Raw genomic sequence first — 13,111 nt, 5'->3', positions numbered from 1 at the left:
CTCAAAAGGACGGCGAAGCCGTTTCCACTTGTATTTATTTATATCGGCTGTTCTATGTAGTTGATCCAGTGTGTAAGCTTCACCGCAAGCGGCAGACCTAAAGACTCTGCCAGTCGAATGGAAGGAACATTATTATCCTGAACCTGGTATCTGGGAATATAACCTCTTTGCAGGGTATGGAATAGTGCTGTGCGGACCACACGCTTCGCCAATCCCTTTTTCCTTCCTTCTTCAACGGTATGCACACCCCCGATTTCCCAGATCTGTTCTTCATTACGGAAAACAAAGCAGGTACTCAGCGGAATTTCGCCTTCAAAAAGAGATACGGAAAAGGCACCATCCGCAAAATAATGCCCGATTTCGTCACTGGAATAGCCATTTGCCGCCCACAACGGATATAGTCTTTCATCCGGCAGTTCACTGAGCACCGTATCCCTGTCCTCGGCAAAGGAATGAGCGGATGCTGTGCTGTAGGAGTAAAAACAGCGGGTTTTATAGAGCGGATAGTGTTCAGAAAATGCAAGTACGCTATACTCATCCTGAAGCTTGAAGACAAGCCGGGCATCCTTGGGCAACTGGTCAATTAATGCCGGGATCAGTTCCGGGCTGCTGTAATCCAAGAGCACGATGGTGTTGGCATTGGGATAAGCTCTGAGATCATATGAGAAAGCGTTAGCCGGCAGCAGCAGCAGAATCCCCCAATTGTTCTCCTGTTCGATAAGATAACTGTCCATCACTTGGTGGTGTGCAGTGAGCATTTTTAGCAAGGTGACATTTTTTAGCGGATTCATGCGCAGCTTCTCCATAATCCTGTCGTACTGGATCATTTGTGTTCACCTCCTGTCCGGTTTGAGAATCCAGAATCGGGCATTTCTTCTATATTACTATAAAATCCTCCATTTGACCTCAAGAATATTCCCTGATGTGATTCAATCCCCGTACAGTCGAAGCACGAATAGGAGTAACGCAACCGACCTACCAGGACGAAAGCTGAATAAAAAGGCCAGACCATCCATGCAAATTCTCCCGGGTGGGCTCAGGTATCGTCTGGTTTTTGACATGATTGGCTTATGTGCAGTCCATTCCACATGGTTACATGAAAAGACTGCACTTTCGTCCAAGAGCAACGAGGTGCAGCCTTTCCGTCAACTAAGTTTCATTTTTGGTAACACCATTTAAGCTTGGCACATAATCGGCAGCTTTATTGTTGCTAACCATTTGAGGCTCCTCGGTGAGATGATCGTGATTCTGCTGATTGTTTTTCTTATCCGCACGGTTATTGGCGCGGTCGTGTTTGGGATCGGCACTGTTTTTGGGCATGACGTTCACCTCCATCTCTCCAAGCTTAGTATGAGGCGGTGTTTTGTATTTTATCCCAGTATCTTATCCATCATAGGGCAAAAAGTAATTTGAGTTCATAATTGACAGATCCTGCTATAATAGTTGTGCCATACAATGCTGGTCTATTAAGAAACGTATAGGGGGTGAAGAGCATCGCTAAAAAAACTAAGGTTGTTGAAGTGGTTCCTTATGATCCCGAATGGAAGAGTGAGTTCGGCAGATTGCGCGAATGGCTGCATGAAATAACTGGTGATCTTATCCTAGCTATTGAACATGTCGGCAGCACTTCTGTTGAAGGATTATCAGCCAAACCCATCATTGATATAGATTTGGTGATGGAGAGTTATGAGGTTTTCCCGAAGATCGTTGAGCGGTTAAGTCAATATGGATATGTTCATCAAGGCAATCTCGGTATCGAAGGCAGGGAAGCATTCAATCGGGAGCAGGAAGACGGGTTCATGAAATATCATCTGTACGTGTGTCCAAAGGACGGTAAAGGGCATCTGGAGCATATTATTTTACGCGAATATCTACGGGTCAACCCATCAGCCGCACGGGAATATGAACAAGTGAAGCTGAGTCTGGCCGAGCAGTTCCGATATGATATCGATGCTTACTGCGAAGGGAAGACGGCTGTGGTCCATTCTATTTTGCAAAGGGCCGGTTATGAGGCAGCTACACAGGAACATCACACACAATTGACTCCGTAGCTATGATGTAGAGATCCAAATAAACGCCCCGTACTCCTGATGAAATGTTTTTCCATGGAATAGAAAGGAAATACTTGTATTTATGTAATTTTGATGGTAAATTATAGATATAAGTTTGGGATTCTAACTGGGCCCAGCGATCACAGCAACCAACTTGAAGATGTAAGACAAAAAGGAGCATTTCCCCCAATGCTCCTTTTTGTTATGCGTAAATCTGCCCATTCCTCCGTTTTTAATCGCCTGAAACTCGCTTAATGATAGGGTAGGGTCATTTTGGGACAGCTTTATCAGAGTTGGAACAGGTGAAGTGACAATTGATCAGGAACACCATTCATAAATTAATGATTCTTTAAGAAAGCAGAGGTACACTTAGTTGTACCTGTATAGAAGTGAAGGAATGAATGAATGGCTTCACGTGGAGAGGATCACATATGAACAGAATACTATTGATTGAAGATGAGAAGAATCTGGCCCGCTTCATTGAACTGGAGCTGCAGCATGTATCTTATTCGGTTACCCGGGCGCAGGATGGGATTAACGGTCTGAAGCTGGCAGAGGAAGAAAACTGGGATTTAATATTGCTGGACCTGATGCTGCCGGGCCTTAACGGAATTGAGGTCTGCCGGCGCATCCGCAAGGTGAAGCAGACTCCGGTCATTATCATTACAGCCCGGGACGGATTGTCCGATAAAATCAACGGGCTGGACAGTGGTGCCGATGATTATATCGCCAAACCTTTTGCGATTGAGGAGCTACTCGCACGTATGAGATCGTTACTACGAAGAGCGGGCACTCTATTGGAAGGGCATCTGCTGGTATGCCAGGATCTTCAGCTCGACGCGCTGGGCCGGACCCTTACCAAAGCCGGGGAGACCCTTGAGCTCACCAAGCGCGAATTCGATATCCTGCTGGTGTTGATGCAGAACATGGGCCGGGTCATGACCCGGGAGAAGCTGATGGAGGCAGTATGGGGCTATGAAACGGATGTAGAAATGAAGGTGGTAGATGTGTACATCAGCTATTTGAGAGGGAAAATCGACTCACCTGGACAACCCAGTGTTGTACAGACTCTGCGCGGTCTGGGATATGTGATCCGTAAATGAGAAGAGTCACCACACTGCTGTCGCGGTTGTCCATCCGCTGGATGCTGGCCATTTGGTCCTCTATTTTGCTGTGTGTACTGTTTCTGAGTTACAACGGGGTGCAATATTTTGTGATTAACCGCTGGATGTTGCATCAGGAGCAGATTGCCCTCCACAAGAATATAGAGGAGATTCAAGGGTACTTCCGGGCAGAGAACGAAACGGCTGAAGGAATCGCCGGCAGCCATTCTTTTATTGAGAGCATCAACGGGAGCCATCAGCTGATCCGTATTCTGGATGCTCGCGGTAAACCGGTATTAACCGCATCTGCCCAACTGCCGGAGGAATGGGTGAAACCGCAAGTATCAACGAAGACAACCACGGACAGTATCTGGCATGAAGAAGAACATCTTCTGATCGTCAGAAGTCCGCTGCGAACCTCCAAGTTTAACGGAACTATAGAAATTGTGAACAACCTGGAAAGCTCTGATCAGCTAAGTGATATGCTGCTGGGTGTTATGATCGCCGGCTGGCTGGGTGCTATCGTCATCAGCGGGATAGGGGGAGTTTTTTTGTCCCGTCAGCTCCTGCGGCCCATTCAATCGTTAAGAGACACCATGACCAGCATTAAGCAAAAAGGGCTGCAGGAGAGGGTACGCATCTCGGGCAGCAATGATGAGCTGGCTCAGCTTGCCAGGGTTTTTAATGATCTGATGGATCAGCTCGAAACTTCCTTTTATAGCCAAAAGCAGTTCGTTGAAGATGCTTCCCATGAATTACGGACACCGATTTCTATCATTGAAGGGCATATTTCATTGCTTAGCCGTTGGGGTAAACATGATCCGATGATTCTTGAAGAATCGCTGAATGTATCGGTGCAGGAGCTGGGCCGCCTGAAAGGGATTGTCAATGAATTACTGGAGCTTACACGGGCAGAAGAGAAGAGCAGGGAGCTATACGACTTTCCTTGCATAGCCAATGATACCCTTCAATACACCCTGCGGAACTTTGCTTTGCTGCATCCCGATTTCCATTTCACTCAGAATCTCGATGACATAGACGGTGCGGTAATCCATATCGTGCCGAATCATCTGGAGCAGATTTTGCTTATTCTATTGGATAATGCTGTTAAATATTCGGGGGCTACACGGACCATTACGATAAATGGAGCTGTGCAGGAGTCCCGGCTTCACATCAGTGTAGAGGACTGTGGTATTGGAGTGCCGGAGGAGGACTTGCCCCTATTGTTTCAGCGGTTCTATCGCGTGGACAAGTCAAGAAGCCGGGAACAAGGCGGAAGCGGCCTGGGGCTCGCCATTGCAGAACGATTGGTCGCTAGATACAGCGGCAGCATAACGCTCTCCAGCATACCCGGACAGGGAACGGCAGTCACGCTGTCTTTTCCCGTTGTAGAGGAGCTTCAGAACCATTAATGGTTCTGAAGTGTGATAAGAGCAATAAGGTAAGATAAGGAGGGATAGCATGCACCAATTACTGAACGCGATAACGGATGCCGCTCTGAATCTTGTAAATACGCTGGGAATCTGGGGAATCTGGATTGGGATGGTGCTGGAGAGCGCCTGTATTCCCATTCCCAGCGAGGTCATTATGCTTAGCGGCGGACTGCTGATTGCCAGAGGAGCGTTGTCTTTTCCGGAGGTGGTGGCCGCGGGAGTGCTCGGCAATCTCGTTGGCTCTATAGCCGCATTTTATGTGGGGGCACATGGAGGCAGAAGGTTGTTGGAAAAGTATGGTAAATATATTCTCTTTAATTCACGCCACCTGGAGCAGTCCCAGCGCTGGTTCGACCGTTACGGTGAAAGTACGGTGTTCTTCACCCGGATGCTGCCTTTTATTCGGACCTTCATTTCTTTACCCGCTGGAATTGCCGGGATGAAACCCGGGAAATTTGTTTTTTTTACAGCTCTGGGTTCCTTGCCCTGGAATATCGCTCTGGTATATCTGGGATATCGCCTTGGAGACCATTGGACAGTCGTTGAGGAGTACATGCGTCCTGTGAGTTATATCATTTGCGGTGCCGTTGTTATTCTTATCGTTCTCTGGCTGGTGCGCCGGAGAAAAGAACACACGGCTTAACAGGTGCGCCGTCTATTCCTGCCGCAGCATTGAGCGGTATTCACTGGGTGACATACCGCTGAATTTGCGGAATTGCCTGGAGAAATACAGTGCATCGTTGAAGCCGACAGACGAAGCTACCTGATCAATGGTGAGGGGGCCGGCAAGCAGACCTTTGGCTTTGTCCATCCGCATCTTTAGCAGATACTGCTTGGGGGAGAGGCCTGTTTTCTGCTTAAAAGCCTTGGACAGATGCGCACGGTGGTAACCGAGCGTAGCGGCCATATGGTCAATGCTGATCTGTTGATGGAACTGCAGGGAGATCCAGCGGATGGCCTGGTCAATCTGCCGGTCGATGATTTCCGGCATTTCCTTAGGCCTGGCAGGCAGGATGGCCAGGTTGTCCTGTCCGAAATGGTGAAGCAGGAGCCGCGTCCATCCAGAGGCCTCCAGACTTTCCAGACGCGGATAAGCAGACTGCCGGAAGCACAGACGGATTTGTTCGTACAAGCTATGCAGCTCCAGGGTATTCTCTGTATGCAGCAGCGGCCGCTCCTTTGTAATGCCGATATCGGACAGAAGCCCGGATACACCGGTGCCTTGGAGCGCAACCCAGGCATAATGCCACGGGTTACGATCATCCGCCTGATAGCTGAAGAGGGAGCCGGGAAAGATTACGAAGGTGTCTCCGCTCCTGCACTGCTGAGAAACAGTGCTGCTCTGAAAGCAGCCCTCACCCTCCAGCACCGTATGGATCAGATAATAATCATGAACGGATGGTCCGATTTTATGACCGGGATATGGCTGGCCTTCACCGCTGAACAGAACGGCAAGGTCCTGCTCCTCGGGGAGCAGATTAAAGCCGGCGGTAAAGGAATAATGCTCAGGAATCATGGCCGGTCCACCTTTATGTAATGAATGAGACGCACTATTGTCAGGCTACAACAGGTTTGTTCTATTTGCAACATTTGTCCATATAACAATTGGTGTTCCTACGTGAGCTGCCAATGGATAATAAAGTAACAGGTATATTCCCTCTATTTGAAGCGGATTATGCCTGTTTAGCATGGAACCGGAGGAGGTGCTTTCTGCAACCTCTCATAACGAAAATACGCTGCCATAGTCTCCTTTGAAGACCGGTGTTCCAAAGGTTTTAACCCAGTCCTGATAAAGCCGCGTGGAGCTGTTGTTTTTGACGATTAAAAAGTCGGGATGGTCGAACTTCACAATATCGGGAAGGTATTCCGAGAAACCGTACATGGAACGCTCAAAAGCGGTCCAGCCCATCGGCCCGGCAGAGGCTTTGGTGATAAAAGGGTCCTGCCTTCCGTCACAGAGCACGTCACCACCGCGGTACATGACATAACCGGATGATCCATAGCTGGAGAGCACCCTAGGCCGGACGCCCTGTGCCGCATGTTCCAGGACATAGTCCATTTCTTTCACGGGATAAGCTCTGGCATCGATAGCCGGCGGTACGGTGAAAATACAGACGATATTAAGGGACAGGCCTACTGTAAGTGCAAACATCAGAGTCCCCCGGCCAAGACGCAGGGACAGGCTACGGAAATACGGTACCACTTCGAAGAAAACGCCTGCGAAATAAGGAATAAACAACCACATAAACAGGTTTTGCTTGAAATTGGTTACCCCCAAATAGAGAATGCCAGCCATCAGGAAGAAGCGGAAGGGCTTTTTGTAGAGTGAAAAAGGAAGGGTTACCGCAAAAAACAACAGCAGCAGCAAAATAGGCAGATTCTCAATTCGGTTGAACTGGATCGGCTGCCACTCGTTGATGAGCATGTTGAAGTGATTATGGGTTACGGTGAAGATATATAGCAAGCTCTTTGCACCAGCCGGATTCAAAAGTCCGGAGAGCCAGACCAGTATGAATACTGCGGCACGGCGTAAATTTAGTTTTTTCTCCAGCAATGATTCCAGCACAGCCATGCCCGTAAACACTGCAATCACCAGCCATACTCCGGTGTGAATATTAGCTATTGCGCAGGAGAGGAGCAACATCGCAGTGGCATATTTAAGACTTGTCTTCAGCTGGAATTCCCGCAGATACACGAAGAACCACACAATCATCCCGGAAGAGATCATCTGCGGCCGCCCTTTGAAATAGTTGTAATAGATCCAGCTGGTGATCAGCAGCACAAAAGGCAGGAGGAGCGGATGCTCCTCAGGCAGGCCCAGTTCTTTGCGCGAAACCTTCCCTAAACGGAGCAGTCCCATAATAAGCCAGAAGAGGCAAATGGCAGTCAACAGGTAGATTCCCGGCCACCCGAATGCCTGGTACAAGGGAGCAATAAGAAGCTGAAATCCGAACTCATGGGGAATATAGGGCAGCTTGTCATTGTAAAAGGTATGGATGGCATGATGCAGCACGGTGTGGTGGGCAATCATGTAACGGCCGAGTTCAATATGCCAGAACGTGTCAGGGTCATTGTAAGAATATTTGGGCATCAACAGCAGAATGAAGACAACAATCAGAGTCCCGTAGCCTAGCTTGAACCATTTTGTGCGCATTGGAAGGATTAACCCCTTTTAGATCTACTATAATTTCCAATCGTTAGTGAACAGTTAAAAGCTTGATAAAAACTCATATTCATACCTTTTCCCATAAAGAGGTATCAGGATACCTCATGCTTTAATGCATAGAGAGAATCTTGACAAGCAAACAAATAGTGTATATATTACACATATACAATAATTACAGTAATTACAGAGGGTGCTGATGCTGCAACATGAACATATTGATATCGAGTACATCCGGCGAGCCGATTTATGCCCAGATAGCGGGTCAGGTCCGCCAGCTGATTCTTCAGGGTGAACTGGTTACCGGGATGCCGCTGCCATCCATCCGCCAGCTAGCCAAAGAGCTGCAGATCAGCGTGATCACCACGAAACGGGCTTATGAGGAGCTGGAGCGGGAGGGTCTGATTAATTCTATCGTCGGGAAGGGTTCATTTGTATCCGGGGCAGATCAGGAGTTCATCCGGGAGCAGCGGCTGCGGATTATGGAAGGCAAGCTGAAAGAGCTTATTGACGAGAGCAGGCTTTTGGGAATGGAATATAAGGAACTTGCGGAGATGCTGAAACTGCTCTATGAGGAGGAGAAAGAATGAGTGAGGTCATTCAGCTGGAAGGCTTAAGCAAAAGCTATGACCGGTTTGAACTGCGTGATATTACGGTCGGCATTAAGGAAGGGTATATCACAGGGCTGATCGGCCCGAATGGGGCGGGTAAAACAAGCCTGATCCAAATGATCATGGGGATGGTCTATCCGGATCAGGGTGAAATTCAGCTATTCGGGCAGAACCATCTGCTTCATCAGGCGGCTATCAAGGACCGGATCGGCTATGTATCCGATGAAAATATTTATTACGAACGTCTTACTGTTAATCAAATGAAGAGGATCATTGCTCCGTTCTACAGCCGCTGGAATGAGGATATATACCAGAAGTACCAGGAGAGATTCAAGCTCCCGCAGGATAAGAAGATCAAGGATCTGTCCAAAGGGATGAAAATCAAGTTCTCACTTGCCATTGCCCTGTCCCACGATGCGGATCTGCTGATTATGGATGAGCCTACTTCGGGGCTCGACCCGATATTCCGCAGAGAACTGCTGGAGCTGCTTAGTGAACACATCCAGGATGAGAAGAAGTCCATTCTCTTCTCCACACATAACACAATGGATCTGGACCGCATTGCCGATTATATTGTGTTCATCAATGACGGACGGCTGGTTTTCAACGAGATGAAGGAATCTCTTACAGAGAAATATCTGCTGGTCAAAGGCGGGAGGGAACTGCTTGATCGGGACGTCCGGCGCTGGTTCATTGGTATTCGTGAGACTGCTGTAGGCTTCGAAGGACTGATCGGCAACCGTGCGGAAGGCGAACGCTACTTCAAGGATACCGCCATCTGTGAGATCCCTACGCTGGAGGAAATCATGTATTTTACCGTAAAAGGAAGTGAAGCACATGCGTAACTCCATTTATTTGATCCGTAAGGATTTCTTCCTGGTCCGCAAGTTTTTGTTGCTGCTGATTCCATACTATATCATTATGGGTTTTACGAATATTGATGCCTACGCGGTATTTGCCCTGCTTCCGGCAATGCTGATATTGTTGAATGCCTGCGCTATGGACGTGCTGGATAACAACCAGCGGTTTCAGATCAGTCTTCCGGTGCCCCGCCATCAGCTGGTACTGGCCAAATATTTAAGTCTGCTCCCGTATGCTATCATCAGTCTGATCTGCACGCTGCTGCTCTACCTCGCCGGGGTTTTATCCGGGCAGATTAGTGAACCGGTTGCCTGGAGAGAGTTACTATTGACCATTGCAACCTTCCCGGTACTTGCAGCCTTTTATTTACCGCTGTACTTCTGGCTGGGACAAAAAGGGATGCAGATCGTAAATTTTGCCTTTATCATGCTGATCATGTTGAATATCACTGCTACTTCTCATTTGGCAAAGCGGTTTCCGGCTCTGCTCGATTGGATCCACCCGCAAACCTCAAGCCATATCTTATTGTGGGCTATAGGCGGTGTGGCTTACATATTTCTGCTGTATTGTTCTTATCTGATTTCGCTGCGGATTTTCGTTATGAAAGACATCTAACGCGCTAATATGCCCCCGGCGCGCTGGATAAGGCCCCGATAACTATATACGTTAACGTAGAACCGGCTGCACAGTCCCTTTAGGGATTCGCGCAGCCGGTTCTTGTCTTCATTGGTTAAGCAAGGCTATGGCCGGAAAGTACTATTTACAAAGGATTACCTGCCCTGGTCCATATGGTCAACGTAATCCTTGGCATCCTTCAGCGATAAATTCCTCGCTTCACGAAGCACCTTGATCGCCTGGATTTTCTTACCTTCAGCCAGCAGCAGATGCAGCCTTCTCTCCAGGTCCGGAGCAAATTCCATGTTCTGTACATACAGCGGTGTGGGTGTTTCCATATTTGGTTTGAACATACTTCCTCCCATTCCTGAGCGGTTATCGATCCGATCCAGCTGTGATTGCAAATCTTTAACCCTCCTACTAAGGGTCATTACTCTGAACATCAATAATATCGAGAGAGTAAGTGCGGCGACCGGGATCCAATCTGTAGTTGGCAAGGATATAACCTCCTGTGATCATTGGTATATTCTATATTACACAATACCCGACATGTATAACGATATTCAGTCTGCAATTAAATAATTGCAGGCTTTTTTGTGCCGGAATTCAACATTATACAGCATAAACATTCATTGACATTTCAGAAGAGGGTAGATGATAATTTAGTAGATTCAAACGGGATATTCTGGTAAAAAAATCGAAAAGTACTTGAGAACAAGAATAGGGGCACAGATATGCTGTATGCAACTTTTGAAAAGCAATACAAGCTTTTTCTCACCAGGATTGTAAGGAAAGCGGAGCTTAAACTAGAAGGTCCGGAAGGCATATATGGGTTGAATATTAGTGTGGTTTCCGTGCCTCCAGAGGATGGACCACTGGATTATCTGAGCAAGGTGGAAAAGGATCAATACAACAGCTTCCAATACCAGCGAAGACGTAATAGCTATCTCCTCAGTAAGCTGGCTTGTAAAATGGCAGTGGCTCGTGCCGATGATGATCTAAATGATATAGTCATTGATCATGGAGTCATGGGTCAGCCATTTATACGTGGAAGTGACCGGAAGATCACCATTACCCATTGCGATACCATGGGCGCGGCAATTGATTATGACCCCCGGCTTTTATTGGGTGTTGATATGGAGCTCATAGATGAGAAGGCCATGGATGCCATAGCGAGAATTACATCCAAGGAGGAGCAATTCCTGCTGCATGGACTTGGAATACAGGCTCCCGTTTTCCTGACTTTGCTCTGGACAGTAAAGGAAGCGATGTCCAAAGTGATTCAGACCGGTTTTACAGTCCCTACCGAGCTGTTTGAAGTTAAGGGATGCGTATGGAAAGAACAAAATGTCATCACCCAATTTAAAAACTTCCCTTCATATAAGGCCATAACTGTGCTTCGAAGTACATATGTCTTTACCATCGTGCTTCCTTCCAAAGCGATGACTGAGATGGGAGAGACCCGGCTGATGCAGCAGTTGGAGGCGCTAATGCCCGGAGGTGACGGAATTGTTCAAGATTATGATCGTCGAGGATGACAGCAAAATCAGAACCTTGATCACCGATATTCTGCGCAAGTACAGCTATGAAGTAGTGGAGGTTGCGGATTTTTTGCAAGTCGAGCAGATCTTTGAGCAGGAACTGCCGCATCTGGTGCTGCTTGACCTGAATTTACCGTACTATGACGGATTCTACTATTGCCGGGTATTCAGAAGAAAGACCACGGTGCCGATCATTGTGATCTCCGCCAGAGATGAAGAGTCTAGCCAGGTGCTGAGCATGGAGCTGGGTGCGGATGATTTTATCGTCAAGCCGCTGAACATTCAGGTGCTGCTGGCCAAGATTATGGCGATTTTGCGCCGGAATTACGGGGAATATGCAGCCAAGCCGGAACCGGAGAAAGAACCGCTGCCGATACATTTGGATGACCGCAATTTCAGCATTTCCTGCAATGGTATGGTTGAAGAGTTAAGCAAGAATGAGTACAAGCTGCTGAAGAAGCTGATGGATAAGCAGGATACGATCGTCAGCAGGGAAGAGCTGCTGGAGGAGCTGTGGGACGATGTGCATTTCGTTGTGGATAATACGCTCACTGTGAATGTCACCCGGGTGAAGAGCAAACTGGCCAATCTGGGCTTTCAGGATGTTATCAAGGTAAAAAGAGGCGTGGGCTATATCTTTGATTCGGCTATGGCAGGAGGGGCACGCCAGTGAGTATCAAGCTGTTTCGGGATTTTTTGCGAGATCATTTTTCGTTCACGCTTGTCTATTTTATCAGCCATCTTCTGGTGAGTGTATACTGCAATCATTATATTAGCGGCAATATCCAGCTTCTGTACCTGCTCAGCATCAGTGTGTATGTCTATATCTTATTCATGTGCTTCCGCTTCATCAAATATGTCTCCACCCGTCGGGAGATCCAGAGGCTATCAGAGAATGTTGAGATTGAAGAAAAAGGCTTTTCCTGTGAACAGCAGTCCATCATTTCGATGATTCACCGCATTCACCACACCTACCAGGACCAGATTTATGAGATCAAAGCCCAGGCTGACAGTACTCACAAATTCATATCGCAGTGGATACATAATCTAAAAACCCCGCTGTCGGTCATCGACCTCATCTTGCAGAATTACAATATGAACACTACCGGCCACGCCCTTGCCTTGCAGCATATCGGAGAAGAGAAGGACAAAATCCTGAGCATGCTGAACCAGATGCTGAAATTCTTCCGGCTGGAGCATTTCACCCGTGATTATAACCCGGAACCCATCCATCTGCTGGAATCGCTCAGAGCCCTGATCAACAGCAAGCGGAACCAATACATCTATAACAATGTCTATCCGGTGATCGAATGCGAAGAGGAGAACGTAATCGTCATGACGGACAGCAAATGGAATCACGCGATGCTGGAGCAAATCGTCACCAATGCGATCAAATATTCGGATGCGGGAGAAGAGGCGAAATCCATCCACTTCCATATTAAGCAGAGTGGCGATCAGGTGGTGCTGTCCATCCGGGATGAAGGCATTGGCATCGAAAAAGTGGATTTACAGCGGGTGTTCCAGCCCTTTTTTACCGGGAAAAACGGCCGTACCCACCATCAGGCGACAGGTATTGGCCTCTATGTCTGCTCGGAAATTGCCCGGAAGCTGGGTCATCACCTCACCATTTCCTCAGAAGTAAATCAGGGCACAGAGGTACAGATTGCTTACCTTTCAAAATTGAAAGACAGCGTAACTTAAATGGATGGATACTGCTCCCGGGGACTTCTACA

General features: G+C 47.8%; 15 protein-coding genes. 10 read left to right on the top strand and 5 right to left on the bottom strand.

The window, feature by feature from the left end; translation table 11 throughout:
- Positions 1-38: 38 nt before the first annotated feature.
- Together A3842_RS14720 and A3842_RS32545 are read right to left on the bottom strand one after the other, a co-directional pair.
- On the bottom strand, positions 39-827 hold the full coding sequence (locus tag A3842_RS14720) for a GNAT family N-acetyltransferase (RefSeq protein ID WP_074101901.1): 789 nt from the start codon (positions 825-827) through the stop codon (positions 39-41).
- A gap of 322 nt (positions 828-1,149) precedes the next feature.
- Positions 1,150-1,320 carry a hypothetical protein gene (locus A3842_RS32545; protein WP_167374780.1) on the bottom strand — a complete coding sequence of 57 codons (171 nt, stop codon included), beginning with the start codon at positions 1,318-1,320 and terminating at the stop codon, positions 1,150-1,152.
- Between the two features lie 164 nt (positions 1,321-1,484).
- Between A3842_RS32545 and A3842_RS14715 the strand changes: the two genes are divergently transcribed.
- The 4 genes from A3842_RS14715 (at position 1,485) to A3842_RS14700 (ending at position 5,230) form a co-directional block, all read left to right on the top strand.
- Positions 1,485-2,051, top strand: a complete 567-nt coding sequence (locus A3842_RS14715) for a GrpB family protein (protein WP_256701701.1) — start codon at positions 1,485-1,487, stop codon at positions 2,049-2,051.
- Between the two features lie 431 nt (positions 2,052-2,482).
- Positions 2,483-3,154, top strand: coding sequence for a response regulator transcription factor (locus tag A3842_RS14710; RefSeq protein WP_074084438.1), 672 nt, complete (start codon positions 2,483-2,485; stop codon positions 3,152-3,154).
- A complete protein-coding gene (locus A3842_RS14705; RefSeq protein WP_074101900.1) occupies positions 3,151-4,566 on the top strand; it encodes a HAMP domain-containing sensor histidine kinase in 1,416 nt (471 codons plus the stop codon). Before A3842_RS14710 ends, A3842_RS14705 begins: the two co-directional genes overlap by 4 nt.
- Positions 4,567-4,615: 49 nt before the next feature.
- Positions 4,616-5,230, top strand: coding sequence for a DedA family protein (locus A3842_RS14700; RefSeq protein ID WP_074101899.1), 615 nt, complete (start codon positions 4,616-4,618; stop codon positions 5,228-5,230).
- Between the two features lie 12 nt (positions 5,231-5,242).
- On the opposite strand, the gene A3842_RS14695 is transcribed toward A3842_RS14700, so the two are convergent.
- Together A3842_RS14695 and A3842_RS14690 are read right to left on the bottom strand one after the other, a co-directional pair.
- On the bottom strand, positions 5,243-6,103 hold the full coding sequence (locus A3842_RS14695; RefSeq protein WP_074101898.1) for an AraC family transcriptional regulator: 861 nt from the start codon (positions 6,101-6,103) through the stop codon (positions 5,243-5,245).
- Between the two features lie 204 nt (positions 6,104-6,307).
- On the bottom strand, positions 6,308-7,741 hold the full coding sequence (locus A3842_RS14690; protein WP_074101897.1) for a hypothetical protein: 1,434 nt from the start codon (positions 7,739-7,741) through the stop codon (positions 6,308-6,310).
- Between the two features lie 218 nt (positions 7,742-7,959).
- Here A3842_RS14690 and A3842_RS14685 point away from each other — a divergent pair, with 218 nt between their 5' ends.
- From A3842_RS14685 to A3842_RS14675, 3 genes are read left to right on the top strand one after another with little or no spacing between them, the layout of a single operon-like run.
- On the top strand, positions 7,960-8,340 hold the full coding sequence (locus A3842_RS14685) for a GntR family transcriptional regulator (protein WP_074084433.1): 381 nt from the start codon (positions 7,960-7,962) through the stop codon (positions 8,338-8,340).
- Positions 8,337-9,206 (top strand): ABC transporter ATP-binding protein, encoded by an 870-nt coding sequence (locus A3842_RS14680; protein WP_074101896.1) that lies wholly within the window; start codon positions 8,337-8,339, stop codon positions 9,204-9,206. The genes A3842_RS14685 and A3842_RS14680 overlap by 4 nt, the downstream gene beginning before the upstream one ends.
- Complete coding sequence (locus A3842_RS14675) at positions 9,199-9,837, top strand: ABC-2 transporter permease (RefSeq protein ID WP_074101895.1); 639 nt, start codon at positions 9,199-9,201, stop codon at positions 9,835-9,837. Before A3842_RS14680 ends, A3842_RS14675 begins: the two co-directional genes overlap by 8 nt.
- Before the next feature lie 155 nt (positions 9,838-9,992).
- Here A3842_RS14675 and A3842_RS14670 read toward each other — a convergent pair whose 3' ends face one another.
- Positions 9,993-10,334 (bottom strand): ribosomal protein L7/L12, encoded by a 342-nt coding sequence (locus A3842_RS14670; RefSeq protein WP_074084430.1) that lies wholly within the window; start codon positions 10,332-10,334, stop codon positions 9,993-9,995.
- A 336-nt stretch (positions 10,335-10,670) separates the two neighbouring features.
- Here A3842_RS14670 and A3842_RS14665 point away from each other — a divergent pair, with 336 nt between their 5' ends.
- Genes A3842_RS14665 through A3842_RS14655 form a run of 3 tightly spaced genes read left to right on the top strand, consistent with a single transcriptional unit; the run spans position 10,671 to position 13,079 of the window.
- Entirely contained in the window at positions 10,671-11,375 is a 705-nt protein-coding gene (locus tag A3842_RS14665; protein ID WP_178382357.1) for a 4'-phosphopantetheinyl transferase family protein, read from the top strand.
- A complete protein-coding gene (locus A3842_RS14660; protein WP_074101893.1) occupies positions 11,347-12,051 on the top strand; it encodes a response regulator transcription factor in 705 nt (234 codons plus the stop codon). The genes A3842_RS14665 and A3842_RS14660 overlap by 29 nt, the downstream gene beginning before the upstream one ends.
- Complete coding sequence (locus A3842_RS14655) at positions 12,048-13,079, top strand: sensor histidine kinase (RefSeq protein WP_074101892.1); 1,032 nt, start codon at positions 12,048-12,050, stop codon at positions 13,077-13,079. Before A3842_RS14660 ends, A3842_RS14655 begins: the two co-directional genes overlap by 4 nt.
- Positions 13,080-13,111: the final 32 nt, after the last annotated feature.

Origin of the sequence: Paenibacillus sp. P3E (assembly GCF_001909045.1) — a bacterium.
In the GTDB taxonomy this organism is placed as follows: domain Bacteria; phylum Bacillota; class Bacilli; order Paenibacillales; family Paenibacillaceae; genus Paenibacillus_AQ; species Paenibacillus_AQ helianthi.
Note: the sequence above shows the minus strand (reverse complement) of the source record. Positions and strands in the feature narration are given on the sequence as shown.

What these genes read in the sequence shown, in the direction of transcription:
- A3842_RS14720 (WP_074101901.1), bottom strand. Translation starts at nt 827, where the DNA reads ATGATCCAGTACGACAGGATTATGGAGAAGCTGCGCATGAATCCGCTA.
- A3842_RS32545 (WP_167374780.1), bottom strand. Translation starts at nt 1,320, where the DNA reads ATGCCCAAAAACAGTGCCGATCCCAAACACGACCGCGCCAATAACCGT.
- A3842_RS14710 (WP_074084438.1), top strand. Translation starts at nt 2,483, where the DNA reads ATGAACAGAATACTATTGATTGAAGATGAGAAGAATCTGGCCCGCTTC.
- A3842_RS14705 (WP_074101900.1), top strand. Translation starts at nt 3,151, where the DNA reads ATGAGAAGAGTCACCACACTGCTGTCGCGGTTGTCCATCCGCTGGATG.
- A3842_RS14700 (WP_074101899.1), top strand. Translation starts at nt 4,616, where the DNA reads ATGCACCAATTACTGAACGCGATAACGGATGCCGCTCTGAATCTTGTA.
- A3842_RS14695 (WP_074101898.1), bottom strand. Translation starts at nt 6,103, where the DNA reads ATGATTCCTGAGCATTATTCCTTTACCGCCGGCTTTAATCTGCTCCCC.
- A3842_RS14690 (WP_074101897.1), bottom strand. Translation starts at nt 7,741, where the DNA reads ATGCGCACAAAATGGTTCAAGCTAGGCTACGGGACTCTGATTGTTGTC.
- A3842_RS14685 (WP_074084433.1), top strand. Translation starts at nt 7,960, where the DNA reads ATGAACATATTGATATCGAGTACATCCGGCGAGCCGATTTATGCCCAG.
- A3842_RS14680 (WP_074101896.1), top strand. Translation starts at nt 8,337, where the DNA reads ATGAGTGAGGTCATTCAGCTGGAAGGCTTAAGCAAAAGCTATGACCGG.
- A3842_RS14675 (WP_074101895.1), top strand. Translation starts at nt 9,199, where the DNA reads ATGCGTAACTCCATTTATTTGATCCGTAAGGATTTCTTCCTGGTCCGC.